This window comes from Pseudomonas sp. LB-090624 (assembly GCF_003205205.1).
GTDB lineage: Bacteria > Pseudomonadota > Gammaproteobacteria > Pseudomonadales > Pseudomonadaceae > Aquipseudomonas.
In genome coordinates this window covers 40,856-66,403 of the sequence record NZ_QJRL01000023.1, presented here as the reverse complement: position 1 = coordinate 66,403, position 25,548 = coordinate 40,856, and the positions used below count along the sequence as shown (strand labels likewise).

General features: G+C 63.3%; 22 protein-coding genes and 1 riboswitch. Of the genes, 15 read left to right on the top strand and 7 right to left on the bottom strand.

Translation table 11 applies throughout. The annotated features are described in order from the left end of the window. Positions 1-145 precede the first annotated feature (145 nt). Positions 146-478, bottom strand: a complete 333-nt coding sequence (locus DMX11_RS19355) for a multidrug efflux SMR transporter (RefSeq protein WP_110745968.1) — start codon at positions 476-478, stop codon at positions 146-148. A gap of 87 nt (positions 479-565) precedes the next feature. On the opposite strand from DMX11_RS19355, the gene DMX11_RS19350 reads away from it, so the two are divergent. Next, entirely contained in the window at positions 566-1,456 is an 891-nt protein-coding gene (locus DMX11_RS19350) for a LysR family transcriptional regulator (protein ID WP_110745967.1), read from the top strand. 11 nt (positions 1,457-1,467) lie between these two features. Further along, positions 1,468-2,739 (top strand): lipid IV(A) 3-deoxy-D-manno-octulosonic acid transferase, encoded by a 1,272-nt coding sequence (gene waaA, locus DMX11_RS19345; protein WP_110745966.1) that lies wholly within the window; start codon positions 1,468-1,470, stop codon positions 2,737-2,739. 114 nt (positions 2,740-2,853) lie between these two features. Here waaA and DMX11_RS19335 read toward each other — a convergent pair whose 3' ends face one another. Continuing rightward, complete coding sequence (locus tag DMX11_RS19335) at positions 2,854-4,287, bottom strand: TolC family outer membrane protein (protein ID WP_110745965.1); 1,434 nt, start codon at positions 4,285-4,287, stop codon at positions 2,854-2,856. 160 nt (positions 4,288-4,447) lie between these two features. After that, positions 4,448-4,554: riboswitch (TPP riboswitch) on the top strand. A gap of 155 nt (positions 4,555-4,709) precedes the next feature. Here DMX11_RS19335 and thiC point away from each other — a divergent pair. Together thiC and cytX are read left to right on the top strand one after the other, a co-directional pair. After that, positions 4,710-6,590: a phosphomethylpyrimidine synthase ThiC gene (gene thiC, locus DMX11_RS19330; RefSeq protein WP_110745964.1), complete on the top strand. Its 1,881-nt coding sequence runs from the start codon at positions 4,710-4,712 to the stop codon at positions 6,588-6,590. A gap of 165 nt (positions 6,591-6,755) precedes the next feature. Next, complete coding sequence (gene cytX, locus DMX11_RS19325; protein ID WP_110745963.1) at positions 6,756-8,039, top strand: putative hydroxymethylpyrimidine transporter CytX; 1,284 nt, start codon at positions 6,756-6,758, stop codon at positions 8,037-8,039. On the opposite strand, the gene DMX11_RS19320 is transcribed toward cytX, so the two are convergent. Then, on the bottom strand, positions 8,008-8,754 hold the full coding sequence (locus DMX11_RS19320; protein ID WP_110745962.1) for an RsiV family protein: 747 nt from the start codon (positions 8,752-8,754) through the stop codon (positions 8,008-8,010). The two genes, cytX and DMX11_RS19320, sit on opposite strands and share 32 nt — an antisense overlap. A 185-nt stretch (positions 8,755-8,939) precedes the next feature. Here DMX11_RS19320 and DMX11_RS19315 point away from each other — a divergent pair, with 185 nt between their 5' ends. From DMX11_RS19315 to DMX11_RS19275, 9 genes are all read left to right on the top strand, one after another. Beyond that, a complete protein-coding gene (locus DMX11_RS19315) occupies positions 8,940-9,557 on the top strand; it encodes an NUDIX domain-containing protein (protein ID WP_110745961.1) in 618 nt (205 codons plus the stop codon). Then, positions 9,548-10,000 carry a DUF1249 domain-containing protein gene (locus tag DMX11_RS19310; RefSeq protein WP_016501905.1) on the top strand — a complete coding sequence of 151 codons (453 nt, stop codon included), beginning with the start codon at positions 9,548-9,550 and terminating at the stop codon, positions 9,998-10,000. Before DMX11_RS19315 ends, DMX11_RS19310 begins: the two co-directional genes overlap by 10 nt. Positions 10,001-10,085: 85 nt before the next feature. Then, entirely contained in the window at positions 10,086-10,886 is an 801-nt protein-coding gene (gene cpdA, locus DMX11_RS19305; RefSeq protein WP_110745960.1) for a 3',5'-cyclic-AMP phosphodiesterase, read from the top strand. Between the two features lie 148 nt (positions 10,887-11,034). Continuing rightward, complete coding sequence (locus tag DMX11_RS19300; RefSeq protein ID WP_110745959.1) at positions 11,035-11,643, top strand: YqiA/YcfP family alpha/beta fold hydrolase; 609 nt, start codon at positions 11,035-11,037, stop codon at positions 11,641-11,643. A 35-nt stretch (positions 11,644-11,678) separates the two neighbouring features. Continuing rightward, positions 11,679-13,583 carry a DNA topoisomerase IV subunit B gene (parE, locus tag DMX11_RS19295; RefSeq protein WP_110745958.1) on the top strand — a complete coding sequence of 635 codons (1,905 nt, stop codon included), beginning with the start codon at positions 11,679-11,681 and terminating at the stop codon, positions 13,581-13,583. Continuing rightward, positions 13,580-14,566: an esterase-like activity of phytase family protein gene (locus DMX11_RS19290; RefSeq protein ID WP_110745957.1), complete on the top strand. Its 987-nt coding sequence runs from the start codon at positions 13,580-13,582 to the stop codon at positions 14,564-14,566. Before parE ends, DMX11_RS19290 begins: the two co-directional genes overlap by 4 nt. Continuing rightward, a complete protein-coding gene (locus DMX11_RS19285; protein WP_110745956.1) occupies positions 14,563-15,081 on the top strand; it encodes a TIGR02281 family clan AA aspartic protease in 519 nt (172 codons plus the stop codon). The genes DMX11_RS19290 and DMX11_RS19285 overlap by 4 nt, the downstream gene beginning before the upstream one ends. A 10-nt stretch (positions 15,082-15,091) precedes the next feature. Beyond that, positions 15,092-17,350 carry a DNA topoisomerase IV subunit A gene (gene parC, locus DMX11_RS19280; RefSeq protein ID WP_110745955.1) on the top strand — a complete coding sequence of 753 codons (2,259 nt, stop codon included), beginning with the start codon at positions 15,092-15,094 and terminating at the stop codon, positions 17,348-17,350. Positions 17,351-17,522: 172 nt separating this feature from the next. Continuing rightward, positions 17,523-18,233: a membrane integrity-associated transporter subunit PqiC gene (locus DMX11_RS19275; protein WP_110745954.1), complete on the top strand. Its 711-nt coding sequence runs from the start codon at positions 17,523-17,525 to the stop codon at positions 18,231-18,233. Positions 18,234-18,388: 155 nt separating this feature from the next. Here the strand turns inward: DMX11_RS19275 and DMX11_RS19270 are convergent, their stop codons facing one another. Next, the gene (locus tag DMX11_RS19270) at positions 18,389-19,846 is read right to left on the bottom strand and encodes an AhpA/YtjB family protein (RefSeq protein WP_110745953.1); all 1,458 of its coding nucleotides are present in this window, start codon (positions 19,844-19,846) and stop codon (positions 18,389-18,391) included. A gap of 134 nt (positions 19,847-19,980) precedes the next feature. Here DMX11_RS19270 and serB point away from each other — a divergent pair, with 134 nt between their 5' ends. Then, positions 19,981-21,195, top strand: coding sequence for a phosphoserine phosphatase SerB (serB, locus tag DMX11_RS19265; RefSeq protein WP_177410766.1), 1,215 nt, complete (start codon positions 19,981-19,983; stop codon positions 21,193-21,195). 108 nt (positions 21,196-21,303) lie between these two features. Here serB and asd read toward each other — a convergent pair whose 3' ends face one another. The 3 genes from asd to DMX11_RS19250 are packed head-to-tail and all read right to left on the bottom strand — an operon-like array spanning position 21,304 to position 24,566. Then, positions 21,304-22,167: an archaetidylserine decarboxylase gene (gene asd / locus DMX11_RS19260; RefSeq protein ID WP_110745951.1), complete on the bottom strand. Its 864-nt coding sequence runs from the start codon at positions 22,165-22,167 to the stop codon at positions 21,304-21,306. A 9-nt stretch (positions 22,168-22,176) separates the two neighbouring features. After that, positions 22,177-22,986: a rhodanese-like domain-containing protein gene (locus DMX11_RS19255; RefSeq protein WP_110745950.1), complete on the bottom strand. Its 810-nt coding sequence runs from the start codon at positions 22,984-22,986 to the stop codon at positions 22,177-22,179. A 44-nt stretch (positions 22,987-23,030) separates the two neighbouring features. Next, complete coding sequence (locus DMX11_RS19250; protein ID WP_110745949.1) at positions 23,031-24,566, bottom strand: HDOD domain-containing protein; 1,536 nt, start codon at positions 24,564-24,566, stop codon at positions 23,031-23,033. 130 nt (positions 24,567-24,696) lie between these two features. Between DMX11_RS19250 and motA the strand changes: the two genes are divergently transcribed. After that, a complete protein-coding gene (gene motA, locus DMX11_RS19245) occupies positions 24,697-25,548 on the top strand; it encodes a flagellar motor stator protein MotA (protein WP_110745948.1) in 852 nt (283 codons plus the stop codon).

The following is a 25,548-nucleotide window of genomic DNA, read 5'->3' as shown; positions in this document are numbered from 1 at the left end:
GAATAATTGTCCCGAAACAAACGTAGGAGCGAGCGCCAGCTCGCGATGCGCCGCGCGGGCGGCGCTCGATCTACCCGACACCCCAAAAATCAAGGCAAGCACTAGGTAGCCCTGGCGCGACCGCCAGCCAGACACAAGGCAAAAATCAATGCCCAGCCGTCTTCGAAAACAGCTGAATCACCACCACTCCACCCACGATCATGGCCATGCCAAGCATCGCCGGCACATCCAGCTTCTGCCCATAGATCACCAGCGCCGCCACGCTGATCAGCACAATCCCCAACCCCGACCAGATGGCATAGGCGATCCCCACCGGAATGCTGCGTACCACCAAGGTCAGCATCCAGAACGCGATGCCATAGCCGACCACCATCAACACCAGTGGCAACGGCGTGCTCAAGCCTTTCACCGCTTTCATCGAAGCAGTGGCAATGACTTCGGCGCAGATGGCAATGGCGAGGTAGGTATAGGCATTCATGGCAGGATCCTCCGGTTACTAAGCGGGCATTCTAGACTTCGCCAGGATGGGGTAAAGTCATTACCTATCAATATTGGAGATAGGCTGATGGCCGAGCAGTGGAACCTTGAACAACTGCGTACCTTTCTGCGCGTTGCGGAACTGCGCTCGTTCTCTGCGGTGGCCCGCGAACAGCACAAAGCCCAGTCGGCGATCAGCAGCGCCATCGCTCTGCTCGAAACCGACCTTGGCGTTACCCTGTTCGAGCGCAGCAGCGGCCGGCAACCAAAATTGACCGAAAACGGCAGCGCCTTGCTGGAAGATGCCCGCGAATTGCTCCGCCAGTGCGAACGCCTGGATGGCCGCGCCCTGGCCCTGATGCGAGGGCAGGAGGCCTTGCTGCGGGTCGCTCAGGACGAAGCCATGCCGTATCAGCCGGTGATCGACAGCCTTGACGAACTGGCTAGTCGCTACCCGTTCCTGGAGGTGCAATTGGCTAGCGGAGCCCAGGGCGATGTGGCGCGCAAGCTGGTGGAGCGGCGCGCCGACCTGGGCCTGTTCTTCCTCCACGAAAGCATCCCGGCTTCCTTGGAGCGCCGTGCCTTGGGCAGCGTGGAGATGGTCACGGTGTGCGCGGTCGGGCACCCGCTGGCGGGTGAAGGCCGTGTCACCCGACAACAATTGGCCCGCCACCGGCAGTTGCTGATCACGCCACAACAAAGCGGGTACCCCGGCGGCGAAGCGATAAGCCCGCAGATTTGGCGGGCCGACAGCTTCTACGCCATGGCGGAACTGCTGATGCGCGGCCTGGGCTGGGCCTGGTTACCACGGCATGTGGTGCAGTACCCGACCTACCAAGCGCACATGGTCGAACTGGACAGCGATTGGCGGCCACCGGCCTTGGTGGCGGAATTGGCCTGGCGCCGTGATCAACCCCTGGGCCCTGCTGCGCAGTGGCTGGCCGAGCGCTTTGCAGTGCACCTGCGCGCGATCGGGTAAACTTCGCCGCCATGAACAGAACACTCTATACCTTGCTGTTTCACTTAGGCCTGCCGCTGGTTGCGCTGCGCCTGTATCTGCGCGCGCGCAAGGCGCCAGCCTATGGCCAGCGCATCGGCGAGCGCTTTGCCTTCAAGCTGCCGGCCATGCGCCAAGGTGGGCTCTGGGTGCATGCGGTGTCGGTGGGCGAGAGCATTGCCGCAGCGCCCATGGTACGCGCCCTGCTCAAGGCCTATCCGGAACTGCCGATCACGCTCACCTGCATGACCCCCACCGGTTCCGAGCGTATCCGCGCCATGTTCGCCGACGAACCCCGCGTGCAGCATTGCTACCTGCCGTATGACCTGCCATGGGCCGCCGGGCGTTTTCTCGATCATGTGCGGCCGAAACTGGGCATCATCATGGAAACCGAGTTGTGGCCCAATCACATTCACCAGTGTGCCAAGCGCGGCATTCCGGTGGCGCTTGCCAATGCGCGTTTGTCCGAGCGCTCGGCACGCGGTTACGGGCGCTTTGCCGGGCTGACCAGGCCGATGCTGGCGGAGATGAGCCTGATCGCCGTGCAGACCGAAACCGAGGCGCAACGCTTCCGTGACCTGGGCGCCCGCCCTGAGTGCGTGCAGGTCACCGGCTCGATCAAATTCGACCTCAAGATCGATGAGCAACTGCAACCGCGTGCCAGGGCTTTGCGTGAACAGTGGGGGGCAGAACAACGGCCAGTGTGGATTGCCGCCAGTACCCATGATGGTGAAGATGCGCTGATTCTGCAGGCGCATCGGCAGTTGTTGCAGGTGCATGGCGATGCCTTGCTGATCCTGGTGCCGCGTCACCCTGAGCGGTTTGCTGCAGTGCATACGCTGTGCAGCGAGCAATTCACCACCGTGCGCCGTTCTGCTGCAGCGCCGGTCGATGCGCAAACCTGCGTGTTGCTGGGCGACACCATGGGTGAGTTGCTGTTCCTCTATGCCCTGGCCGATATTGCCTTTGTCGGCGGCAGCCTGGTGCCGACCGGTGGGCACAATCCGTTGGAGCCTGCGGCGCTGGCCTTGCCAGTGCTCATGGGGCCACATGTGTTCAACTTCCTCGAAATCAGCGCGATGCTGCGCGAGGCAGGGGCTTTGCAGCTGGTGGATGATGCTGACGGGCTGGCCGGTGCTGTGCGTCGTCTGGTGGAACTACCGCAGGACGCCCAGCGCATGGGCGAGGCGGGCAGGGCGGTGATGCGGGCCAATCAGGGGGCGCTGCAGCGCCTGCTTGATGGGCTGGGCGCGCTTATCCGCTGATTTTGGCATTGGCTTCTTCGCGGGCTCGCCCGCTCCCACAGGATTGATGCATGGCTCGAGGGCTGCGAAATCCCTGTGTGAGCGGGCAAGCCCGCGAAGAGTCCAACACCTGTCTTAAGGCCTACGCTCGAAGTTTTTGGCCGCTGCTGCCGCCAGGTCAGGCGGCAGGAAGTCCTTGTCCGGGTTGTAGTCAGGTTTCAGGTAGCGCTTGAGGTCCTGGAGGTCTTGCGGGCTCAGGGTGCCGGCTGCCTGCTTCAGGCTCAGGTTGTCGAGGATGTAGTCGTAACGGCTATTGTTGTAGTCGCGCACCGAGGTGTACAGCTGACGCTGGGCATCGAGCACGTCAACGATGTTGCGGGTACCAACCTGGTAACCGATTTCGGTAGCTTCCAGCGCACTTTGGTTGGAGATGATCGACTGCTTGCGCGCCTGTACCTGTTCCACGTCGGTGTTAACCGCGCGGTGCAGGTTACGGGTGTTTTCCACGACCTGACGGCGCAGGCTTTCCCGCTGTTGCTCGCTCTGGCTCAGGCGCTGGTAAGCCTCGCGTACCTGCGAACTGGTCAGGCCGCCGCTGTAGATCGGAATATTCAACTGCAGGCCAACGCTGGTCTGTTCGACATCGCCGCTGTAGCGCACACCCAATTGTGAAGGGTTGGTAAAACCGAGGCTGTCGTTATCACCCTTCTGGTACTTGGCCACTGCGTCCAGGGTCGGCGCATGGCCGGCCTTGCGCTGGCGCAGTGTCTCTTCGGCAGCAGACACCGCATAGTTGGTGGCCAGCAGGTTGAGGTTCTGGCGGCCGGCGGTTTCGACCCAGGCTTTGGCGTCGTTTGGCGTTGGTACCTGCACCGGCAGCGTATGCACCACGCCTTGGATCGAGGTGTATTCACGGTTGGTCAGGGTGACCAGCGCTTCGAAGGCATCCTGCACCTGGCGCTCGGCGATGATCCGGTTGGCCCGTGCAGTGTCATAACTGGCTTGGGATTGCAGCACGTCGGTCTTGTCCGACAGGCCCACATCGAAGCGCTCGTTGGACTGGTCCAGTTGGCGCTTGAACGCGGCTTCCTCCGCCTTGGTCGCGGCCAGATTGTCCTGCGCGCGCAGGACGGCAAAGTAGTTCTGTGCGGTTTGCAGGATCAGGTTCTGTTCAGTCGCCGACAGCTCCAGCGCTGCCTGTTCGTTGACCGCTTCGGCTGCCTGCAGCTGGAACCAGCGATCAGCGCGGAAGATCGGCTGGGCCAAGGTCGCGCTCCAGGAGTTGCCGCTGCGGTTGGAGGTGATGGAAGGCTCGTCCAGCTTGGTGCGGGTGTTCATCATTTCGGCATCGGCCGACAGGTTCGGTAGCAGCCCGGCGCGTGCCTGGGGCACTACTTCGCGGCGGGCGCCATAATCGGCGCGTGCCGCAGCCAGATCGGCGTTGTTGTCTACCGCTTCCTGATAGACGCTGACCAGGTCGGTTCTGACTGTCGAGGGCAGGTCCGCTGCCCAGACCATTCCGTTGGACGCACAAGACACGGCTATCGCCAGTGAGAGTTTGCGCAGCATAGAGGCAATCCTTGTACGAAATTTAATTACTGAACTGTTGAGTATCGAGCGATGCGCCAGTGTAGTGCCATGCGCACCCGGCAACAATCGCTCGGTGTGCCTTTCATCATCCGCGCATTTACCCGCTTGGCTTTGCCGACCACTCCAGTCTAGACTGCGCATGTTCTTGTCGGGGTGCCTTGAAGCAAAGGCTGAGATCGCAGAGGTGCGGATCCCGTTGAACCTGATCAGGTTAGCGCCTGCGTAGGGAACAAGATTGCTCGCCTTCCCGGGGAGCCTCTTGTGCCAGGTCCGGGAATGTCGCAGCTGCATGCAGCTTCAGGCACCCCCATATCCGGCACTGCACCCATCCAGGGTGCGTCCGCGCTTTTTCAGGTTCACCCCGACATTCCACTGCTAGGAAGCCGTCTGGAGAGCCTGTGATGACCAAACAAGAAAAAGCGATCAACCTCAGCGAATCGGCACAAGTCGATCAGCAGTCCGTGCAACCCTTCCGCCGTTCGCGCAAGATCTATGTCGAAGGCTCGCGCCCGGATATCCGCGTCCCCATGCGCGAAATCAGCCTTGACGATACCCCGACCGATTTTGGTGGCGAAACCAACGCCCCGGTGCTGGTCTACGACACCTCCGGCCCGTACACCGACCCCGATGTCATCATCGATGTACGCAAGGGACTGGGCGATGTTCGTTCGGCCTGGATCGAAGCCCGCGGTGACACCGAGCGCCTGGACGGCCTGAGCTCCGACTTCGGCCAGCAGCGCCTGAACGATGCCGAACTGGCCAAGCTGCGTTTTGCCCACGTGCGTAATCCGCGCCGGGCCAAGGCCGGTGCCAACGTCTCGCAGATGCACTATGCCCGCCAGGGCATCATCACCGCCGAGATGGAATACGTGGCCATCCGCGAAAACATGAAGCTGCAGGAAGCCCGTGCCGCCGGCCTGCTCGACGAGCAGCATGCCGGCCACAGCTTCGGTGCCAACATCCCCAAAGAAATCACCCCCGAATTCGTCCGCGAAGAAGTCGCCCGTGGCCGCGCGATCATCCCGGCCAACATCAACCACCCGGAACTGGAGCCGATGATCATCGGCCGCAACTTCCTGGTGAAGATCAATGGCAACATCGGCAACAGCGCCCTGGGTTCCTCGATCGAGGAAGAAGTGGCCAAGCTGACCTGGGGGATACGCTGGGGCTCCGACACGGTCATGGACCTGTCCACCGGCAAGCACATCCACGAAACCCGCGAGTGGATCATTCGCAACTCGCCGGTGCCGATCGGTACCGTGCCGATCTACCAGGCTCTGGAAAAGGTCAATGGCGTAGCCGAAGACCTGACCTGGGAGCTGTTCCGCGACACGCTGATCGAGCAGGCCGAGCAGGGTGTGGACTACTTCACCATCCACGCTGGTGTGCTGCTGCGCTATGTGCCGCTGACCGCCAAGCGTGTCACCGGCATCGTCAGCCGTGGTGGCTCGATCATGGCCAAGTGGTGCCTGGCGCACCACAAGGAAAACTTCCTGTACACCCACTTCGATGAAATCTGCGAAATCATGAAGGCCTACGACGTCAGCTTCTCGCTGGGTGACGGCCTGCGTCCTGGCTCGATTGCCGACGCCAACGACGCCGCGCAGTTCGGTGAACTGGAAACCTTGGGCGAGCTGACCAAGATCGCCTGGAAGCACGACGTGCAGTGCATGATCGAAGGCCCTGGCCACGTGCCGATGCAGCTGATCAAAGAGAACATGGACAAGCAGCTGGAGTGCTGCGACGAGGCGCCGTTCTACACCCTCGGCCCGCTGACCACCGATATCGCCCCGGGCTACGATCACATCACTTCGGGCATTGGTGCGGCGATGATCGGCTGGTTCGGTTGCGCCATGCTCTGCTACGTCACCCCCAAGGAGCACCTGGGCCTGCCGAACAAGGATGACGTCAAGACCGGCATCATCACCTACAAGATCGCCGCACATGCCGCCGACCTTGCCAAGGGGCACCCGGGCGCGCAGATCCGTGACAACGCCCTGTCCAAGGCGCGTTTCGAGTTCCGCTGGGAAGACCAGTTCAACCTCGGCCTGGACCCGGACACTGCCCGTGCCTACCACGACGAGACCCTGCCAAAGGAGTCGGCCAAGGTCGCGCATTTCTGCTCGATGTGTGGGCCGAAGTTCTGTTCGATGAAGATCACCCAGGAAGTGCGTGAATACGCCGCCAAGATCGAGGCCGTGGACGTGACGGTCGAACAAGGCATGCGCGAGCAGGCCGAGCGGTTCCGCCAGGAAGGCAGCCAGCTGTACCACAAAGTCTAAGCACGCTGGGGCCGCTTTGCGGCCCTTTCGCGACGCAAGGCCGCTCCCACAAGGACCGCGCAAGCCTCGAAGCCTGCGTGGTTTTTGGGGGAGCGGCCTTGCGTCGCGATACGAGGACGAAGTCCTCGCCAGGAACACCAACAATATTGCCGGCGAGCGCCAACCATGACATCACCCAGCCAGTTCTCCCCCGACCATCCAATCCCCATCCAGCAGCGCATCTTTGGCGCTCGCGACCTGTTTTCACTGTGGTTTTCCCTCGGCATCGGCCTGATGGTGCTGCAGGTCGGCGCCATGCTGGCGCCAGGCCTGGGCCTTGCTGGCGCCGTGCTGGCCATCGCCCTGGGCACCGGTGTCGGTGTGCTGTTGCTGGGTGCGGCGGGGGTTATCGGCAGCGACACCGGCCTGTCCGCCATGGGCACCCTGAAGCTCAGCCTGGGTAGCCATGGGGCCCGCTTGCCGGCGCTGCTCAACCTGCTGCAACTGGTGGGTTGGGGTGCGTTCGAGATCATTGTCATGCGCGATGCCGCCAGCCTGCTGGGCGCGCGGGCATTCGGCGAAGACAGTGCCTGGAACAGCCCGATGCTGTGGACCCTGTGCTTCGGTGCCCTGGCCACCCTGCTGGCCGTCAGCGGGCCACTGGCCTTCGTGCGCAAGGTGCTACGCGCCTGGGGTATCTGGTTGCTGCTGGGCGCATGCGTCTGGCTAACCTGGAACCTGTTCGCCAAGGCCGACCTGGCAGACCTTTGGAACCGCGCCGGGGATGGGTCGATGTCGCTGGCAGTGGGTTTCGACATCGTCATTGCCATGCCGCTGTCGTGGCTGCCGCTGATCGCCGATTACTCGCGTTTCGCCCGTAATGGCAAGCATGTGTTCGGCGGCACGGTACTTGGCTATTTCATCGGCAACACCTGGCTGATGAGCCTGGGCGTGGCCTACACGCTGGCGTTCGCCGCCAGTGGCGAAGTGAATGCCTTGCTGCTGGCCCTGGCAGGCGCAGGCATGGGCATTCCGCTGCTGCTCATCCTGCTGGACGAGTCGGAAAAGGCGTTTGCCGACATCCACTCGGCGGCTGTGTCCACGGGCGTGCTGGTACCTGTAAAGGTCGAGCACCTGGCGCTGGCCATTGGCTTGCTGTGCACCCTGATTGCCCTGCTGGCGCCACTGGCCCAGTACGAAAACTTCCTGCTGCTGATCGGCTCGGTGTTCGCGCCGCTGTTCGGCGTGGTGCTGATGGACCACTACGTGATCCGTCGTCGTCGCCTGCCGGCACAGGTGGGAGGCTTGCACTGGCAGGCACTGGCGGCCTGGTTTGCGGGGGTGGCGGCCTATCACCTGATTGCCGCCAACGCTCCGGAGCTGGGCGCTACCCTGCCAGCATTGCTGCTGGCAGGTGTACTGCATGGGCTGTTAAGCCTTAGCCGCGGCCGGGAAACAGTTCAGGCTTGAGTACGCCGTTCAGGCGCGGGTAGGGGATTTTCAGTTCCACGTGGCCCATGGAATAGGGCGCGATGGCATAGACCTCGTACTTGACCACCACCGCGCCGTACGTCAGGGCGATGTGCGGCGACTTCTTGAACGGCCAGGTCTTGACGAACTCGGCGTCCTTGTCCATGCCCACGCTCATCAGCCAGGCACGGTGCGATTCTTCGACGGTTTTCCAGAACGTATCTTCCTGGCCAGGCACCAGCATGTCCTGCAGGGTCAGCACCTTGTCCAGTTTGCGCGAATAGTTGATGAAGCCACGCCCGGGCATGCCGTGGGCGCCACCGCTGTCCAGGTAGCTGGACAGCTCGATGATCACCAGCCCGTCATGCTGCTCGCGTACCTTGGCTTGCAGGTAGCTGCTGTTACGTTTGTCGGCACTGGCCAGATATTGCTGCTCGTAGGCCTGCAGGGTGCCCGGCGCGGTGCCATGCTGATTGTCTTCGGTGAGCTGCAGCAGGCTTTTTTCGACGATGCCGTCGAGCTTGGGCAGGGCCGGGAAGTGGACCACGTCGATGTTTACCAGCGGGCAGTCGCTTTCGCTGCAGCCGGGTTTGACATGCTCCCAGGCGTCGCGCTTGACCTCGAGCGGGGTCCGGTAGTTGGGTGTGAACAGGCTCTGGCAGGCGCCCAGAGCGAGTGCCAGCACGGCCACGGAAGTCAGTTTGACAAGTGTCATGATGATCCTTGCAGAACAGGGAAAAGTCGGCCTTTGACCGTCTGCGCGGCCTTCAGTTCGCCACTAAGCTAACAGAGTGAAGACCCGCTGTCCCGAGTGCGCGAACGGTTACTGGAAAGGGGTGAAACCCGCTAGCGTGCAGAGTAGGATGGCGCGATGCAGTAAGTGAGGTAATGAGGATTTCCATGTCAAACACGTTGAACTCAGTGCCCAAGGCGGTCGAGATCGTCAAGCGGGCCAATTGCTTCCAGGGCTTCTACAAGCTCGATAAGGTGCACCTGCGCCACGAGCTGTTCGCCGGGGGGATGGGCCGCGAGATCAGTCGTGAGCTGTTTGTGCGCCATGATGCGGTGTGCGTGCTGCCCTACGACCCGCAGCGCGATGAAGTGGTGCTGATCGAGCAGTTCCGCGTGGGCGCCATGGGCAAGACCGACAACCCCTGGCTGATCGAAATGGTGGCCGGGTTGATCGACAAGGATGAACAACCCGAAGAGGTTGCCCACCGCGAAGCCCAGGAAGAGGCCGGCCTGACCTTCAGTGCCCTGTGGCCGATGACCCGCTACTTCCCTTCGCCCGGCGGCAGTGACGAGTACGTCCACCTGTTCCTTGGTCGTTGCACCAGCGAAGGGGCCGGTGGCCTGCACGGTCTTGAAGAAGAGGGCGAAGACATCCGCGTGCGCGTGTGGTCGTTCGAGGATGCCTTGCAGGCAGTGCGCGATGGGCGCATCTGCAATGCCGCGACCATCATTGGCCTGCAATGGCTGGCGCTGAACCGTGACGAAGTACGAGGTATGTGGAAGTGAACCTGTTGCGCGAGCGCTATCGAGTCGACCTGGTCGGGCTGCAGGCGGCCTGCGAGGCCAACTACGCCCGGCTGATGCGCCTGCTGCCCGATATGCGCACTACCCAGAGCTCGCGCCGCATTGGTATGACCCAGGGCGACCAGATGCTCGGCGTGCTCGTGCTCGACGTAGTCCTGGCCTGCCCTTACACCACCACCCTGCACGTGCGTCAGGAGCACAGCTTGCCGTGGCTGCCGGTGCCGCACCTGGAAGTGCAGGTTTACCACGATGCGCGCATGGCCGAAGTGGTCAGTGCCGAACACACCCGGCGCCTGCGCAGCATCTACCCGTACCCGAACGAAGCCATGCACCAGCCAGATGAGAAAGCCCAGCTCAACCTGTTCCTCGGTGAATGGCTGAGCCACTGCCTGGCGTGCGGCCACGAACTGGCGAGTGTTCGCTGAAGTGTGACGCAGGTCGTTTGCGGGTGTTTGCTCGCGACCGTTGCCCAGCCATAATTCCTGCTGAAACCGTTCGAGGAGACGGCCGTTGCCGCAGCCAGACCAATCGCGCCCCGTGCATGTGGTGCAACTGACCGATGCCCACCTGTTCGCCGACCCGGCGGGCAGCATGCTGGGCCTCAACACCCGCGACAGCCTGCGCCATGTGGTCGCCCAGGCGCGGCGCGAGCAACCGCTTGTCGATGTGCTGTTGTGCACCGGCGACCTGTCGCAGGACGCCAGCGTTGCTTCTTACCAGGCGTTCCGTGAGCTGACTGCGCCGTTTGCCGTGCCGACTCGCTGGTTGCCGGGCAATCACGACGAGGCCCAGGTCATGGCGCAGGTCGCGCCAGAGCTGGTGCAGGCGGTGACCGATATTGGCGCTTGGCGCATTGTCATGCTCAACACTGCCGTGCCGGGGGCGACCCATGGCTTTTTGGCAGATGACCAGCTGCTACTGCTCGAGGCAGCCTTGAAAGACGCGGGCGAGCGGCATTGCCTGGTGTGCTGCCACCATCAGCCGGTGGATATCGGCTGTGCCTGGATCGCGCCGATTGGCTTGCGCAATGCCCAGGTCCTGTTCGATATAGTCGAGCGTTATCCACAGGTGCGGGCGTTGCTGTGGGGGCATGTACATCAAGCGTGGGATGAACAGCGCGATGCCCGGCGGCTGCTGGCTACGCCGTCGACCTGCATTCAGTTCGCGGCGCGCAGCGAGGACTTTCAGGTGAGCGAAGAACAGCCAGGCTACCGCTGGCTGCGACTGCACGCCGACGGTCGGCTGGAAACCGGGGTGGAGCGGGCCCAGGACTTTGAAGTGAAGCTCGACTTCGACAGCCCGGGGTATTGAAAACCACGGGGCTGCTGCGCAGCTGCCGGCGCTCTTGAAGAAATTGTTGCGAAACCCGTGACACTGCGTCAAAACCCGGCGAACGCGCTACACTGCGCGTCCCTGCGCCCGCATCATCAGGCGCGAAGCCACAGATTCCGGGGGCAGCATGTCGGGTTCCATCCTCTATATCCATGGCTTCAACAGCTCGCCGCTTTCAACCAAGGCGCGCCAACTCGAAGCCGTCATGCAGCAGCTCGGCCTCGCCGACCAGCTGCGGGTGCCCGCCTTGCACCATCACCCACGCCAGGCCATGGTCCAGCTCGAAGCAGCCATCGCCGAGCTCGGTGCGCCATTGCTGGTGGGCAGTTCGCTCGGCGGCTACTATGCCACCCACCTGGCCGAGCGACAGGGTCTCAAGGCCCTGCTGGTCAACCCGGCGGTAACCCCGCACAAGCATTTCGACGGCTACCTGGGTACCCAGCGCAATCACTACACCGATGAAACCTGGGAGCTGACCCTTGATCACGTGCAGGCCCTGGCCGAGCTGGAAGTTCCAGCCCCGGTAGATGCCAATCGCTATCAGGTATGGCTGCAAACCGCCGATGAAACCCTGGACTATCGCCACGCCGAGCGCTATTACCGTGCCTGTGCCCTGCGTATCCAGGCCGGCGGTGACCACAGCTTCCAGGGCTTTGCCGAGCGTCTGCCGGCCCTGCTGGCCTTTGCCGGAATTGCCCGCGGGCAGTATGCGGCGCTCGATTTTTCTGTATTTTGACTTTTTTGCATTCACCAGACTGACGACGAGACCTTATGGCCAATCCCAGCGCTAGCGCCTATAACGCAGACGCCATCGAAGTCCTCTCGGGCCTTGACCCGGTCCGCAAGCGGCCGGGCATGTACACCGATACCAGCCGCCCCAACCATTTGGCCCAGGAAGTCATCGACAACAGTGTCGACGAAGCCCTGGCCGGCCACGCCCGTTCGGTGCAGGTCATCCTGCATGCCGACCATTCGCTGGAGGTCAGCGATGACGGCCGTGGCATGCCGGTGGACATCCACCCGGAAGAGGGTGTGTCCGGGGTCGAGCTGATCCTCACCAAACTGCACGCTGGCGGCAAGTTCTCCAACAAGAACTACCAGTTCTCCGGTGGTTTGCACGGTGTGGGCATTTCGGTGGTCAACGCCCTGTCGACCCAGGTGCGCGTGCGCGTCAAGCGTGACGGCAACGAATACCAGATGACCTTCGCCGACGGCTTCAAGGCCAGCGAGCTGGAAGTGGTCGGCTCGGTCGGCAAGCGCAATACCGGCACCAGCGTGTACTTCAGCCCAGACCCGAAGTACTTCGACTCGCCCAAGTTCTCCATCAGCCGCCTCAAGCACGTGCTCAAGGCCAAGGCGGTCTTGTGCCCGGGCCTGCTGGTCAGCTTCGAGGACAAGGGCAGTGGTGAGAAGGTCGAATGGCACTACGAGGATGGCCTGCGCTCCTATCTGGTCGATTCGGTCAACGAATTCCAGCGCCTGCCCGAAGAGCCGTTCTGTGGCAGCCTGGCCGGTAACAAGGAGGCCGTGGACTGGGCCTTGCTGTGGCTGCCTGAAGGCGGCGACAGCATCCAGGAAAGCTACGTCAACCTGATCCCCACCGCGCAGGGCGGTACCCACGTCAACGGCCTGCGCCAGGGCCTGCTGGATGCCATGCGCGAGTTCTGCGAGTTCCGCAATCTGCTGCCGCGTGGGGTAAAGCTGGCGCCGGAAGACGTCTGGGAACGCATTACCTTCGTGTTGTCGATGAAGATGCAGGACCCGCAGTTCTCCGGGCAGACCAAAGAGCGGCTGTCCTCGCGTGAGGCGGCGGCGTTCGTCTCCGGGGTGGTCAAGGACGCCTTCAGCCTGTGGCTCAACGGCCACCCTGAGCTGGGCATGCAACTGGCAGAACTGGCCATCAGCAATGCCGGCCGCCGCCTCAAGGCCAGCAAGAAAGTCGAGCGCAAACGCGTCACCCAGGGCCCGGCGCTGCCCGGCAAGCTGGCTGACTGCGCCGGCCAGGACCCGATGCGCGCCGAGCTGTTCCTGGTCGAGGGTGACTCGGCCGGTGGTTCGGCCAAGCAGGCGCGGGACAAGGAATTCCAGGCCATCCTGCCGCTGCGCGGCAAGATCCTCAACACTTGGGAAGTGGATGGTGGCGAAGTCCTCGCCAGCCAGGAAGTGCACAACATTGCCGTGGCCATTGGTGTCGATCCGGGTGCCACCGACCTGGCGCAATTGCGCTACGGCAAGATCTGCATCCTCGCCGACGCCGACTCCGACGGCTTGCACATCGCCACCCTGCTGTGTGCGTTGTTCGTCCAGCACTTCCGCGCGCTGGTCGAGGCCGGGCACGTATACGTGGCCATGCCGCCGCTGTACCGCATCGACCTGGGCAAGGAAATCTACTACGCCCTCGACGAAGCCGAGCGTGACGGCATTCTCGACCGGCTGGTTGCCGAGAAGAAGCGCGGCAAGCCTCAGGTAACGCGCTTCAAGGGCCTGGGCGAGATGAACCCGCCACAGCTGCGTGAAACCACCATGGACCCGAACACGCGGCGCCTGGTGCAGCTGACGCTGGACGACGTACAGGCGACCTGCGAGCTGATGGACAAGCTGCTGGCCAAGAAACGCGCCGGTGACCGCAAGAGCTGGCTGGAAACCAAAGGCAACCTGGCTGAGGTCATGGTTTGATTCGTCTGCTTCTGTCGGCCTGTCTGGCGCTGGTTGCCCTGCCAAGCCTGGCGGGCAATTGGCCGGAGCTGAAGCTGAGTGCCGAGCACCCGATCGACGGCATGCGCGGTGGCAACCTGTCTGGGCTCGCGGAATGCCGGGGCGGGCTGTGGGGCGTCTCCGATCGTGATGACGACCGCATCTACCGTTTCGACCAGCAAAACGCCACCTGGCGTGCGCAGCCGCTGACCTTCACCCCGCCACCCGTGCCGGAAAGTGGCCTGCCGTGGGGCTTGAAGTCACGTAACTGGGCGGCTTCCTACATACGTGGCGGCGAGCTGGATTTCGAAGGCATCAGCTGCGACCAGGCGGGCAACATGTACCTGGTCAGCGAGGCCCACGCCGCCGTGCTGCAACTGCCGCAGGAGGGCCAGCCGGACTGGTTGAAAATTGATCAGGCCATGGTTCGCCAGGCCAGGGCCAGCGGCATGCTGCTGAACTTCAATGCCCTGTTCGAAGGCCTGGCGATCAACCCCGCAGGCGATCGCCTGTGGCTGGCCGCCGAGCGTGAGCGCCGTGGCCTGGTGGCCATCGAACGCCAGCAGTCGGTATGGACCTGCGGGCGCAGTTGCGTACTGCTGAGCGAGGCCGGGGTCGAGATGCAGCCGGCGCAAATGCCAAATGCCCGCGCCCTGTCGCGCGATTTTGCCGACCTGGCCTGGTTCGAGGGCAAGCTGTTCACCCTTGAGCGCAATGCCTACCGGGTATGCCGGCGTGACGCTGACAGCGGCAAGGTCGAGCGTTGCTGGTCGTTCGCCGCCGAGGCGTTGGAGCCCATGCGCCGTTACGATCAGCCGTTCGGTCTGGCCGAAGCACTGGTGATCGACGCCCACGGCGCCTGGATCGGTCTGGACAACAACAACGGCGACCGCGCCGATGGCGAGAGCCGCCCGATCGTCTGGCGCTTCGACGCGCCGGAAGGTGGCTGGAGCGCCAAACCATGAGCCAGGCGCCGGGCAAGCGCGCGGGGCGGGTGCTGATGGTCCTTGCCTGGGCGGCAGCCATGTTCCTGGCCACGCGCTTTTTCGGCCAGTGGGAAGACAGTCGGCGCAACCCCAACAGCCAAGTGCAGTCCGAGCATGGCCAAGGCTTCATCGAGGTGCGTCTGCTCGGTAATGGCCAGGGCCACTTCGTTGTGGATGGAGCGATCAATGGCCAGGTCGTGCATTTCATGCTCGATACCGGTGCCACGGACGTTGCGATCCCCGAGGCGCTGGCCCGTGATTTGAACCTGGAGCGCGGCAGCCCGGTGCTGCTGAGCACTGCCAACGGTCGCACCGAAGGCTACCGCACGCGCCTGGCCAGCCTGCAACTGGGCGATATCCGCCTGCAGGACGTACGCGCCATCGTCGTGCCCGGCCTGGATGGGCCTACCGTATTACTGGGCATGAGTGCCCTGCAACAACTTGAATTTACCCAGCGCGGTGGCACCATGCTGCTGCGCCAGAACCTGAAATGACGAGGCCCGCATGAGCGACTCACTGGAACTCAGCCTGGACGGCGTCGAACGCCGCTCGCTGGCTGACTTCACCGAACAGGCCTACCTCAACTACTCCATGTACGTGATCATGGACCGTGCCTTGCCGCATATCGGCGATGGCCTGAAGCCGGTGCAGCGCCGCATCGTCTACGCCATGAGCGAGTTGGGGCTGGATGCCGATGCCAAGCACAAGAAGTCGGCGCGCACCGTCGGTGACGTGCTCGGCAAGTTCCACCCCCACGGCGACTCGGCCTGCTACGAGGCCATGGTGCTGATGGCGCAGCCGTTCAGCTACCGCTATACCCTGGTCGATGGCCAGGGTAACTGGGGTGCGCCGGACGATCCGAAGTCGTTCGCCGCCATGCGTTACACCGAGGCACGCCTGTCGCGCTACGCCGAAGTGCTGCTCAGCGAGGTTGGCCAGGGCACCGTCGACTGGGTGCCGAACTTCGACGGCACCTTGCAGGAGCCAGCCGTGCTGCCGGCGCGCCTGCCCAACATCCTGCTCAACGGCACCACCGGTATCGCCGTGGGCATGGCCACCGACGTGCCGCCGCACAACCTGCGTGAAGTGGCCAGTGCCTGCGTACGCCTGCTCGACGAGCCCAAAGCCACCATCGAGCAGTTGTGCGAGCACATCCAAGGGCCGGACTACCCGACCGAGGCCGAAATCGTCACGCCGCGTGCCGAAATCCTCAAGATGTACGAAAGCGGCCGTGGCTCTATCCGTATGCGCGCGGTCTACCGCGTAGAAGACGGCGACATCGTCGTCACCGCGCTGCCGCACCAGGTCTCCGGGGCCAAGGTACTGGAGCAGATCGCTGCGCAGATGCAAGCCAAGAAGCTGCCGATGGTCGCCGACCTGCGCGACGAGTCGGACCACGAGAACCCGTGCCGCATCGTCATCATCCCGCGCTCCAATCGCGTGGATGCCGACGAACTGATGCAACACCTGTTCGCGACTACCGACCTGGAAAGCAGCTACCGGGTCAACGTCAACATCATCGGCCTTGACGGCCGGCCGCAGTTGAAGAACTTGCGGGCGATCCTGGTGGAGTGGCTGGAGTTCCGCACCAATACCGTTCGTCGCCGCCTCCAGCACCGCCTGGACAAGGTCGAGAAGCGCCTGCACCTGTTGGACGGCTTGCTCACCGCGTTCCTCAACCTGGATGAAGTGATTCATATCATCCGCACCGAAGAGCACCCCAAGCAGGCGCTGATCGCGCGCTTCGACCTGACCGAGATCCAGGCCGACTACATCCTCGAGACCCGCTTGCGGCAGCTGGCGCGCCTGGAGGAGATGAAGATCCGCGGTGAACAGGACGAGCTGCTGAAGGAGCAGGCCAAGCTGCAGGCGCTGCTGGGCAGCGAAGCCAAGCTACGCAAGCTGGTGCGCAGCGAACTGATCAAGGACGCCGAAACCTACGGTGACGACCGCCGCTCGCCAATCGTCGAGCGCGCCGAAGCCAAGGCCCTGTCGGAAAACGAACTGATGCCGACCGAGCCGGTTACCGTGGTGCTGTCGGAAAAGGGCTGGGTGCGCTGCGCCAAGGGCCATGATATCGACGCCACCGGCCTTTCCTACAAGGCTGGCGACGGCTTCAAGGCCGCCGCTGCCGGGCGTTCCAACCAGTTTGCCGTACTGATCGACTCTACCGGTCGCAGCTACTCGCTGGCGGCCCACAGCTTGCCATCGGCGCGTGGCCAGGGCGAGCCCCTTACCGGCCGCCTGACGCCGCCACCGGGGGCCACCTTCGAATGCGTGTTGTTGCCCGAAGACGACGCGCTGTACGTAGTGGCTTCGGATGCCGGCTACGGCTTCGTGGTCAAGGGTGAAGACCTGCAGGCCAAGAACAAGGCCGGCAAGGGCCTGCTCAGCCTGCCCAACGGGGCCAAAGTCATGACCCCGCGCCCGGTGGCCAATCGCGAGCAGGATTGGCTTGCAGCCGTGACCACCGAAGGCCGCCTGCTGGTGTTCAAGGTCAGCGACCTGCCGCAGCTGGGCAAGGGCAAGGGCAACAAGATCATTGGCGTGCCGGGCGACCGGGTAGCCAACCGTGAAGAATATGTCACCGATCTGGCCGTGATTGCCGAAGGCGCGACCCTTGTATTGCAAGCGGGCAAGCGTACCCTATCTTTGAAAGCGGACGACCTGGAGCATTACAAGGGCGAGCGCGGACGGCGCGGCAGCAAGCTGCCACGCGGGTTCCAGCGTGTCGACGGGTTGCAGGTGGAAGTGCCGGCGTAATCGGCAGAAATGTCTGGAACGGCAATTTCAGCGCCGTTCCGGGCAGAAATGCTGGAGTCGGACGGTTATTTCGCGGATGATATGGCCCCTGTGGTGCCGGCGTGGCCGTGTGCACGTTTGAATTTATATGTATCACTGCGGTGTGCCTGTAGGCGGCCGCCTGGATGGGATGATGAAATTTCTGCGCCTTCCATTTGCGCTGTTGATGACTGGCCTGCTGGGCCTTGGCGGGTGCACCATGCACCAGCCGGTTGCCCTGTACCAGCTAGACAGCGGTGATCCTGGCCAGCCGTCGCAGAGTGCCGGCATGGCCGTGGTGCTTGGCCCGGTATCGGTGGCCGACTACCTGCAGCGCGAGACGTTCCTGCAACGTCAGGCCGATGGCAGCCTCAGTGCGGCGACCGACGGTCGCTGGGCTGGCAGCCTTTCGTCGGATATCGACCAGCTGCTGGTACGTCAATTGGCTTGGCGACTGGACAGCCAGCGGGTAGTGCTGGCCCCGGCGACTGCTGGTTTCAGCCCCGACGTGCAAGTCTTGTTGTCGATCACTCGCCTGGACTCGGGCAAGGACCAGCCGGCCATCCTCGACGCCCAGTGGCGTCTGCTGGACCGTCGTGGCCATGTCCGTGACAACCGTATCGTTCACCTTGAGCAGCCGCACGAGGGCAGTGAGTCGTCGCAGGTGCAGGCCCAGGGCCAACTGCTGCAAAAACTGGCCGAGCAACTGAGCACGGCGTTGAAGCCGCTGGCCAACCAGCCGGCCATTGCCGAGGAGTCGCCTAAAAAGCCCGCTGCTCCGGTGCAGGTGAAGAAGGCGCCGGAGAAGTCCAAGATTCCGATGGCTTCGCCAATCCGTACCGACATGGAAGTCTATCGGTTCTGATCGAAGTGCCACAAAAAAGCCCGCATTGATGCGGGCTTTTTTGTGGCTTTCTGAAAGTGCCGGGGCGGCTGTGCAGCCATCGCCAGTTGTGCATAGCGCCTGTGGGCACCAGGCTTGCCGGCGATGGGGCGCTCAGCGCCCCAAGGCTGACTATCTCAAGCCCGGCGCTCGTGCATCCGCGCCAGCTGGCGTTCCAGCATCGACGGGTAGGGCTCCATCAGGCGCTCTACGCAGCAGGCACCCTCCGGGCTGGCAATCGGGCGGATACGCGCGCGTTGGCGAATCAGCGTGTCGTCGCTGATCGGACGCTCCACCAGCAACAGGTTGCGGCTATGCTGCGACAGCGCCAAGGCATCCTGGGCCTTCTCTGCCATCAGCAGGTCGACCAGTTCCAGCCCGTGCAGGTCGTTGCCCAGCGCCAGACCAAGCTGCAGTTGCAAGGTGATGCCACTGTCAGCCACCTCGATTTGCAGCGCATGGCCCAGGGCCCGCAACAGTTCGCCGCAGCAAATGGCGTTGGTCAGGTAGTCCTCGCCACACACACGGCTATGGAACAGTACCAGGGTACTGCCGTCGTTCAGCGTATGGGTTTCACCGTCGTAGAGTGAGGCCGCGTGCTCCAGGCAATCGCTGTAGCGCTCGGTTAGCTCAGTCAGGCGTGTCCGTGGCAGGCGGCGCAGTTGCTCCTGCGAACCCAGCTGTACGGCGAGCACGGCGCTGAATTGAGGCTCGTCAGACTCGACCACGGCGGCTTTTGGCGCATTGTCGTCGTCCAGCAGGCCGGCGAAGGCCTCATCGTCATCTTCGTCTTCCACGGCAGCTACCCGGGAGCGCGGCACAGCCTTGGGCGCCGGGGCCGCGTCGTGCAGGTCGTCGAACTGCTCGTCGTCTTCTTCCTCAGGCTCGGGCTCCGGCGGCGGTGGTGGCGCCAGGCGCGCATGCAGCTGGCGAGCAATGTCGCCGATCTCGTCTTGGCGGTCGGTGGCCGGGGTGTAGTGCTGCGGGTCGCGCAGCCACACCCGTAGCTGCAGCAACGGCAACGTGATGTGGCGGCCTTGGCGCAGGCTCAGGGTCAGTGCCAGGACCAACAGAATGGCGGCCAGGATGCCCATGCTCTGCAGGCTGATCAGCATCGGTTGCTGGAACTGACTCATGTCCAGGCTGATGCGCAGTTGCCCGGCAGCCACGTCCTGGAAGCTGATTTTGGTCTGGTACACACCTTCGGCCTCGCCCAGCAGGCCATTGCGTGGGCGCTGGCCAGCTTCGGCGAGGATACGGTTGTCCACGCTGTAGATCGCTGCATGGGCTACCAATGGGTTCTTCACCAGGTTGCCCAGCAGCACATTGAGGCTGAGGATGTCATTGGCTACCAGCAGTTCGGTCGCCGAAGTGGCCGTCTGCGTTGTCAGGCTCTGGCCCAAGGCATCGGCCTGCTCATGCATGGCCTGCTTGAACTGCAGGCCCATCACACAGGCGTAGATCACCAGTGCCAGCGCCACCAGGAAGATGTTGGTGCAGGCGATGCGCAGTGCCAGCGGCACGCGACGTTGACTCAGGGCACGATAGATCATCAGGAAGAAGTTGTCTGGTTTGACGGGCGTGGGCCGGTTCACTGAGCTCGGCTCTTTATGGCTTGAAAGTGGGGGGAGTATAGCGAGCCGGGTTTTGTCGGCAAAGTATCGTTGGCGCCCGATGGTCATGGAAAATCGGTAGAATGCGCATTTTTCATCGAAGCCGGAGCCAGGTTGTGCGCGAAATCGTCCTGATCAACATCACCGGTGAGGACCGTCCAGGTCTCACTGCCGCTATCACCGGCGTCCTGCTGCAGGGCGGTGTGAGCATCCTAGACATCGGCCTGGCGGTCATGCACGGCACCTTGTCGTTCGGCATCCTGGTCGATATCCCGGACAACGAAGTGGCGACCGCACTGCTGCAAGGCGTGCAAGCCAAGGCCCATGAGCTGAACCTGCAGGCACGCTACACGCCGATTTCCGAGGCGGATTACCAGCACTGGGCCGATGGCCATGGCGAGGCGCGCCACATCGTTACCTTGCTCAGCCGCAAGATCACCCCCGAGCAACTGCAGCGGGTGAGTGCGGTCATCAGCCAGTACGGCCTCACCATCGAGCGCATCGAGCGCCTGTCGGCCCGTGTGGCGCTGGATGCCGAGACCGACAAGGGTAAGGCGGCCGTTGAAATTTCCGTACGTGGCGTGCCGAGCGACGCCCAGGCCCTGCGTGCCGATTTCTTTGCCCTGGCTGAGGAGTTGAGCATCGACATTGCCTTCCAGAAGGACGACCTGTTCCGCCGTAACCGCCGCCTGGCGGTATTCGACATGGACTCTACCCTGATCGAAGCCGAAGTCATCGATGAGCTGGCCAAGGCCGCTGGCGTGGGTGAGCAGGTGGCGGCGATCACCGAGCGCGCCATGCGTGGCGAACTGGACTTCCGCGCCAGCTTCAAGGAGCGCATGGCACTGCTCAAAGGCCTGGATGTAGGCGTGCTGGACGAGATCGGTGCATCGCTGCGCCTGACCGAGGGCGCCGAGAACCTTTTCGCCGAGCTCAAGCGCCTGGGTTACAAGACCGCGATTCTGTCCGGCGGCTTTACCTACTTTGCCCGCCAGGTGCAGGCGCGCCTGGGTATCGACTATGTATTCGCCAACGAATTGGAAGTGGTCGATGGCAAGGTGACTGGCGTGGCGGTCGAGCCAATCGTCGATGCCCAGCGCAAGGCCGAGCTGTTGCAGAAACTGGCGAGCGAGGAAGGCTTGCAGCTGGAGCAGACCATTGCCGTAGGGGATGGCGCCAACGACCTGCCGATGTTGTCGCTGGCCGGCCTGGGCGTGGCATTCCGCGCCAAGCCACTGGTGCGCCAGTCGGCCAAGCAGGCGATTTCTACCCTGGGGCTGGACGGGGTGCTGTACCTGCTGGGCCTGCGCGACCGCGACGCGCGGGGCTAGTTTGCCGTCTAATCTGCAGCGCCTGTGAAATCCAGCGCCGCCCGTGCGGCGCTCGATCTTACAGGCGCAAACTAAACCCCGACATGCACCCCAATGCTAAAACCGTGATCAAGCCTGCGCAGGCGCCGCCAACGACTGGCCCATGCGCACTGCGGAGCCAGCGCCCAGGTTTTCAGCCCACTTCACCTGCTCCGGCCCAAACAGCACGATGGCGGTCGAGCCCAGCTTGAAGCGGCCCAGCTCGGCACCTTTTTCCAGGTGGATTGGCGCCCGGCTGGCTTCGTCGTAACGGAAGGTCTTCAGCTCGCGCTTTGGCGGCGTCACCAGCCCGGCCCACACGGTTTCGATCGAGGCGACGATCATCGCACCCACCAGCACCACGGCCATCGGCCCGCGCTCCGTATCGAAAAGGCAGACCACGCGCTCGTTACGAGCGAACAGCTCAGGGACGTTCTCTGCGGTGGTCTGGTTGACCGAGAACAGCCGGCCCGGCACATACACCATTTCGCGCAGGGTGCCGGCCAGCGGCATGTGCACGCGGTGGTAGTCCTTGGGGGACAGGTAGATGGTGGCAAACTCGCCGCCCATGAACGGTGCGGCCATGGCCGGATCACCGCCCAACAGTTCCTGGGCGCTGAAACCGTGGCCCTTGGCTTGGAAGATGCGGCCGTGCTCGATCGGGCCGAGCTGGCTGACGGCGCCGTCGGCCGGGCACAGGATGGCGCCCGGGGTTTCGTCCAGCGGTCGGGCACCCGGTTTCAGGGCGCGGGTAAAGAACGCATTGAAGTGCTCGTATGCGCTCAAGTCCTCGACCAGGGCTTCGGACATGTTCACCTGGTAGCGCTTGGCGAACCAGGCGGTAAAGGCATTCTTGAACCAGCGCACGCGGCACTCGGCGATGCAGCCGGCCAGCCGGGACAGCAGGTGGTGCGGCAGCAGGTACTGGCTGATGATGAACAAACGGGATTTCATGCAGGTTCCTTAAACTTCTACAGGCGTGTCCGGGTGGTTGCCCCATTCGCTCCACGAGCCGGCGTAGGCCTTGACGCGTGGGTAGCCGAGGGCCTTGGCCACCAGATAAGTGAAGCCGGAGCGGCGGTGGGTCTGGCAATGGGTGATCACTTCCTTGTCAGGGGTGATGCCCAGTTGCTCGAGGACTTGTTTGATGTCCTTGCGAATGCGCAGGTGGTCGTTGAGGTCCATGCCGGCGGTCCATTCGAAGTTGATCGCCCCGGGGATGTGCCCCCCTTTGGCTGCCAGTACCTTCTCACCGCTGAATTCCTGCGGGCCGCGAGCGTCCCAGATGACCAGGTCATCGGCGCCCAGGCGGCTCTGCAGGTACTCGCGGGTGGCGGTGGGGGCGGTGTCGATGCGCAGGTGCACCGGGCTGTTGCCGTTGGCGGGCACTTCGGTGGACAGCTTGTCTGCCGGCCAGGCCTGGATACCGCCATTGAGGTAGTGGTAACGCGTGTGGCCGATCACGTCGAGTATCCAGATGAAGCGCCCGGCCCAGCCGCCGCCCTCATCGTCGTACACCACATAGACCGCATCGTCACGATGCCCGAGTTCGCTGAACAGCTTTTCCAGATCACCCAAGGCTGGCAGCAACCCGGGCGCGGGTGGCTGGCCAAGCTGCGTGCGCTTGCCTTCGACAAAGCGCGCGCCAGGGATATGCCCGCTGACATAGCGGTTGGCGCTGCTCAGGTCGACCAGGATCAGCTGCGGTGAGTCCAGGCGTGGCAGCAGGTCTGCGGCGTCGATCACCAGCGGCAGGCCGGAAAAGTCAGTCATCCACGGTCTCCAGTGTGGAAAGAAGGGCGATTGTAGCGCAAGGCTCAGACTTTGCGGTTGGCAAACACCGACAGCGCCCGCTCGATGCATTGCGCGGTCTTGCCGAAGGCTTGCACGCTGATATCGGCCAATGGCCGGCAACCCTGGTCGGCCACCAGCAGCATCAGCACCTGGTCGTTGACCGCCAGCGAGCGCAGCAGCACATGTTCGCTGCGGAACAGGGCACGCAGCGGTGCGGGCAGCAGAACCGAGAACTGGCTGTGGTTTTCCGGGGTGATGCGCAATTGCCCGGCCTGGCTCAGCAGCTTTTGCAGCAGTTTGTTCTCCGATACCTGGAGCGCCAGCGCGCCAGCTTCCTTGGGCAGGCCGGCAATCTGCTGCACCCGCAGGTAGTCGCTGGCCTTGTCCAGGCCCAGCAGCATGATGCGTTGCATGCCGCAGGCGAGCAGGGCTTCCTTGGCCTGGGTGGCCAGGTGCACGGTATTGGTGAACGGGCTGGGTTGGGCCAGCAGGTGCTGGCACTGAGTGCGCCAGCGCGCCAACTCCTCGCTGCTGGGCGGTGGCGGGGCCAGCATGTCCGGATGCGGGCGGCGCTGGTGCCACGGCCAGATCAGCGCTTCGGCCGGATGGAACAGCGCGTGTCGGGCGTGGCGCCGGGCGCTCGCGGCAGCCTGCTGGTGCACCTGCTGCTGGACGTCTTCCAGCGAGGTTTGCAGGTACAGCGCAGTCAGTAGCTGCCAGCGCAGCAGGTGCGGGTTGTCCCAGCCGACCTGTGCCGCCAGGGCCAGGTTGTTGGCCAGTAGTACGGTATTGGCCGGCTGGTTGAACCAGCGGCGCAGGCCGGGCTCGGCGTCCAGGCGGTGCTGCTGGCTGAGCAGGTCTTCGTCGCGGGCGATGCTCAGCACCTGGGCCAGTTGCTCGCGCTCTTCCAGCAGCAGGCGGTACCCCTGGGTGACCCACTGGGGCAAGCGCCAGTACTCGGCCATGGTCCGGCACAGCGCCATGATGCGCACGCCAAACAGTTCTTCCTCGACGTGGGCGGCCTCTTCCCCTTTGTGGATAACCCGCAACTCCCAGGTGTCGAGCAGCTTGGGGTAGGCGAGGGCCAGCGGCCAGAGGGGTGACAGGAACAACAGGCTGCCCCAGTGAATCTCCTGCCACAGCCGCGCCAGGCGACTGGCGAACAAGCCGCTGGCCTGCTGCGAGGCGTGTTGGCTGATCAGCTGGAACTGGCTGAGCACTGGCGGGATCTCTTCGACAGGCACCGCAGGCAGGCGCTTGAGCAGTTCTTCACTGCGTTCCAGGCCCAGGCGGTTGAGGGCGACTTCCAGGCTCTCGGCGGGCTCTGCCAGGCTCGCATTGGTGGGATGATTGGCTTCGCGCATCACCGACAGTACCAAGGCCGGGCTATCCTGCATCAGTTCGGCGATGTCGCGCAGTGAGCGGCGGCTATCGTGGATGGCGGCCATGACCCGGTCGTAGCTATGCTTCGGCACGGGAATACGAACGCTTTCGAGCAGTTTTACCCAGGCCTCTAGCGTACGCGGGGCCTGAGCGGGCACCTTGGTTTCAATTGGCATATTGACATCAGTCCGAACTGGCTTTTCGTATTATGTGGCTATAGTCTGGCGCAGTTCTGCCGATAAGTAGAAGAAGAGTTTTAAAGCTCTCGTCTCTCCCCTTGACCACGACAGCAAGTGCTTTGAACCTATGGCTAAAATTATCGGCATCATCGTCGTATTCGCGAGCGTGCTCGGCGGCTACGTGCTCTCCCACGGCAAGATCGCAGCGCTGATCCAGCCGTTCGAAGTACTGATCATCGGCGGTGCGGCCTTTGGTGCATTCCTGCAGGCCAACCCTGGCCACATGACCATGCACGTCATCAAGAAGTCGATGAAGATGTTCGGCTCGCGCTTCAGCCATGCCTTCTACCTGGAGGTACTTGGGCTGGTATACGAGATCCTCAACAAAAGCCGTCGCGAAGGCATGATGGCCATCGAGGCCGACATCGAGGACGCTTCAGCCAGCCCGATCTTTGCCAAGTACCCGACGGTGCTGGCCGACGAGCGCATGACCGCGTTCGTTTGCGACTACCTGCGCATCATGTCCACCGGCAACATGGCCCCCCACGAGCTCGAGGGCCTGTTCGACATGGAGCTGCTGAGCATGAAGGAAGAGCTGGAACACCCGTCCCACGCGGTGACCGGCATCGCTGACGGCATGCCTGGCTTCGGTATTGTTGCGGCGGTACTGGGTATCGTGGTGACCATGGCTTCGCTGGGCGAGGGTGACCAGGCAGCCATCGGCATGCACGTGGGTGCGGCGCTGGTCGGTACCTTCTTCGGTATTCTCGCGGCCTACGGCTTCTTCGGCCCGCTGGCCAAGTGCCTGGAGCACGATGCCAAGGAAGAGCTGAACCTGTACGAATCGATCAAGGCTTCGCTGGTAGCCTCGGCCTCGGGCATGCCGCCTTCGCTGGCGGTCGAGTTCGGGCGCAAGGTGCTGTACCCCAAGCACCGCCCGAGCTTCGCCGAACTGGAACAAGCGGTTCGCGGTCGCTGA

What these genes read in the sequence shown, in the direction of transcription:
- DMX11_RS19355 (WP_110745968.1), bottom strand. Translation starts at nt 478, where the DNA reads ATGAATGCCTATACCTACCTCGCCATTGCCATCTGCGCCGAAGTCATT.
- DMX11_RS19350 (WP_110745967.1), top strand. Translation starts at nt 566, where the DNA reads ATGGCCGAGCAGTGGAACCTTGAACAACTGCGTACCTTTCTGCGCGTT.
- waaA (WP_110745966.1), top strand. Translation starts at nt 1,468, where the DNA reads ATGAACAGAACACTCTATACCTTGCTGTTTCACTTAGGCCTGCCGCTG.
- DMX11_RS19335 (WP_110745965.1), bottom strand. Translation starts at nt 4,287, where the DNA reads ATGCTGCGCAAACTCTCACTGGCGATAGCCGTGTCTTGTGCGTCCAAC.
- thiC (WP_110745964.1), top strand. Translation starts at nt 4,710, where the DNA reads ATGACCAAACAAGAAAAAGCGATCAACCTCAGCGAATCGGCACAAGTC.
- cytX (WP_110745963.1), top strand. Translation starts at nt 6,756, where the DNA reads ATGACATCACCCAGCCAGTTCTCCCCCGACCATCCAATCCCCATCCAG.
- DMX11_RS19320 (WP_110745962.1), bottom strand. Translation starts at nt 8,754, where the DNA reads ATGACACTTGTCAAACTGACTTCCGTGGCCGTGCTGGCACTCGCTCTG.
- DMX11_RS19315 (WP_110745961.1), top strand. Translation starts at nt 8,940, where the DNA reads ATGTCAAACACGTTGAACTCAGTGCCCAAGGCGGTCGAGATCGTCAAG.
- DMX11_RS19300 (WP_110745959.1), top strand. Translation starts at nt 11,035, where the DNA reads ATGTCGGGTTCCATCCTCTATATCCATGGCTTCAACAGCTCGCCGCTT.
- parE (WP_110745958.1), top strand. Translation starts at nt 11,679, where the DNA reads ATGGCCAATCCCAGCGCTAGCGCCTATAACGCAGACGCCATCGAAGTC.
- DMX11_RS19285 (WP_110745956.1), top strand. Translation starts at nt 14,563, where the DNA reads ATGAGCCAGGCGCCGGGCAAGCGCGCGGGGCGGGTGCTGATGGTCCTT.
- parC (WP_110745955.1), top strand. Translation starts at nt 15,092, where the DNA reads ATGAGCGACTCACTGGAACTCAGCCTGGACGGCGTCGAACGCCGCTCG.
- DMX11_RS19275 (WP_110745954.1), top strand. Translation starts at nt 17,523, where the DNA reads ATGAAATTTCTGCGCCTTCCATTTGCGCTGTTGATGACTGGCCTGCTG.
- asd (WP_110745951.1), bottom strand. Translation starts at nt 22,167, where the DNA reads ATGAAATCCCGTTTGTTCATCATCAGCCAGTACCTGCTGCCGCACCAC.
- DMX11_RS19255 (WP_110745950.1), bottom strand. Translation starts at nt 22,986, where the DNA reads ATGACTGACTTTTCCGGCCTGCCGCTGGTGATCGACGCCGCAGACCTG.
- DMX11_RS19250 (WP_110745949.1), bottom strand. Translation starts at nt 24,566, where the DNA reads ATGCCAATTGAAACCAAGGTGCCCGCTCAGGCCCCGCGTACGCTAGAG.
- motA (WP_110745948.1), top strand. Translation starts at nt 24,697, where the DNA reads ATGGCTAAAATTATCGGCATCATCGTCGTATTCGCGAGCGTGCTCGGC.